General features: G+C 61.9%; 2 protein-coding genes. One reads left to right on the forward strand and one right to left on the reverse strand.

The features are described 5' to 3' along the window. The first annotated feature begins 199 nt into the window (after window positions 1-199). Window positions 200-967, forward strand: a complete 768-nt coding sequence (locus ACEK02_RS05090) for an SDR family NAD(P)-dependent oxidoreductase (protein WP_371420711.1) — start codon at window positions 200-202, stop codon at window positions 965-967. A gap of 80 nt (window positions 968-1,047) precedes the next feature. On the opposite strand, the gene ACEK02_RS05095 is transcribed toward ACEK02_RS05090, so the two are convergent. Further along, window positions 1,048-2,271, reverse strand: coding sequence for a serine hydrolase domain-containing protein (locus ACEK02_RS05095; RefSeq protein ID WP_371420712.1), 1,224 nt, complete (start codon window positions 2,269-2,271; stop codon window positions 1,048-1,050). Between the last annotated feature and the right edge of the window lie 229 nt (window positions 2,272-2,500).

Genomic DNA, 2,500 nt, shown 5'->3' on the forward strand with positions numbered 1-2,500 from the left:
ACCTCTCCCCGCCTGCGGGGAGAGGTTAGATCGCGAGCGCAGCGCGTGATCCGGGTGAGGGGGACTATCCATTTGCTCCGGGCTTGCGGAGGCTCCCCCTCACCCCACCCCTCTCCCCGCAGGCGGGGAGAGGGAGCAAGAGTCCGGCGCTCCGACTAACGAATACGACAATTACAAACCAACCATCAGGGAGACACCCATGAACCTGTTCGACATGACCGGAAAAGTCGCCGTCATCACCGGCTCGACGCGCGGCATCGGCCGCGCCATAGCCGAGCGCATGGCGGAGCACGGCGCCAAGGTGGTGATCTCGTCGCGCAAGCAGGATGTCTGCGACGAGGTGGCGAAGGAGATCAACGCGCAGTTCGGCAAGGGGACCGCGGTGGCGATTGCTGCGAACATCTCCAGCAAGGAAAATCTGCAGAACCTTGTCGACGAGAGCAAGAAGGCGTTCGGCAAGATCGACGTGCTGGTTTGTAACGCGGCATCGAATCCTTACTACGGCCCGCTGGCCGGTATCTCGGACGATCAGTTCCGCAAGATTCTCGACAACAACATCGTCGCCAATAACTGGCTGACCAGCATGGTCGTGCCCGACATGATCGAACGCAAGGACGGCTCGGTGATCATCGTGTCCTCGATCGGTGGCCTCAAGGGGTCCACCATCCTCGGCGCCTATGCGATCTCGAAAGCCGCCGACATGCAGCTCGCGCGCAATCTCGCCTGCGAATACGGCAAGCACAATGTGCGCGTGAACTGCATCGCACCGGGCCTGATCAAGACCGACTTCGCGAAAGCGCTGTGGGACAATCCCGACAACCTCAAGGCCTCGACCGCGCGCTCACCGCTGCTGCGCATCGGCATCCCCGACGAAATCGCAGGGGCTGCCGTGTTCCTTGGTTCGGCGGCGGGCAATTTCATGACCGGGCAGACGATGGTGATCGACGGCGGCGCGACGATCAGCTGATTTCAAATTCGTCGTTCCGGGTTCGCGTGAGGCTGGCGCCGTTCGCGCCCCGGAATGACGAGTTTGTGGTTGGCAGAGCGCTACTCCACCGCCGCGTAAACCAGGCTCCGGATCAGCGTCCTGAAATATTCCCGCTGACCGGGTCCTTGCGACATGAACACCGCGAACAGCTCTTCCTGCGGATCGACCCAGAAGAACGTCCCGGCGACGCCGCTCCAGAAGAACTGTCCGCGCGATCCCGCATAGGGCGCGAGCCCATCGTCGGTGCGCACGGCGAAGCCGAGGCCGAAGCTGTGGCCGGGGGGCACGAGATGTGTCTCCAGTTTCACGTTCGGGCTGAGGTGGTTGGACGCCATCAGATGCAGCGTGCGGCTGCCGATCACGCGATTGCCGTCCAGCGTGCCGCCATTGAGCAGCATCTGGCAGAAGCGCGCATAGTCCATGGTGGTCGAAACAAGTCCGCCGCCGCCGGATTCCATCTTCGGAATTTCGAGCGGATCGAACAGTGCGACTTTCTCGCCGGTCCATGGATCGACGGGGAAGGGATGTGCGATGCGATCCTTGTTCGCTGCGGCGGTATGGAAGCCGGTTTCTGCCATCTGCAATGGGGCGAGAATGTTTCCGGTGAGATAGCTGCCCAGCGACTTGCCCGATACCACTTCGATGACGCGGCCGAGAATGTCGGTGGAGCGGCTGTAGTTCCACTCAGAGCCGGGCTGGCAGATCAGCGGCAGGCCCGCGACGATCTTCGCATGCTCTTCATTGGTGAGCTCACGGCTGCGCAGGTTCGACTTCTGGTACATCCGCTGCACCATGCCGTTGCCGGTGATCTCATAGGAGATGCCCGAGGTGTGGCGTAGCAGGTCCTGGATGGTGATCGGGCGCAGCGGCAGCGCCAGTTCGAGCGCGCCGTTGCGCTCGATGCCGACCTTGGTGTCGGCGAATGCCGGGATGTATTTGGCCAGCGGGTCGTTGAGCAGGATATGGCCGTCCTCGACCAGCTGCATGATGCCCAGCGAGACGATCGGCTTGGTCATCGAGAAGATGCGAAACAGGCTGTCGCGGGTCATGGCGCTGGAGCCATCCGGCGTCTGCTTGCCGAAGGCCTCGAAATAGCCGATCTGGCCGCGGCGGGAGACCAGCATGGTGACGCCCGGCGTGGTGCCCTTGTCGATCTCGCGCCTGAACGCGTCCGACATCGCCTGAAGACGGTTTGATGACAGGCCCAGCGTTTCCGGGCGGGCCTGCGGCAGCTCTGGCGTCCGCAGTGAAGTGGCGTGTTTTGCGGCAGTTTGGGCGTTCATGGGGGCTCCCGGTAGCTGTTTGATTGATCTTGTCATTTGCCGGCTTAGATAAAGGGGACTCCGGCATGGTTGGACGAGCTTGGCCCAGAAGTTCGGGCTTGAACAGGGTCGTTTTCCCTTGTAACCAGCCGCCGGTTTGGTGCTGCGCACGGGCGTGGCTTAACAGGTGGATCTATGGCCAAAGCAAAATTTGAACGTAACAAGCCGCACTGCAATATTGGTACGATCG

It is taken from the genome of Tardiphaga sp., assembly GCF_041424195.1.
GTDB lineage: Bacteria > Pseudomonadota > Alphaproteobacteria > Rhizobiales > Xanthobacteraceae > Tardiphaga.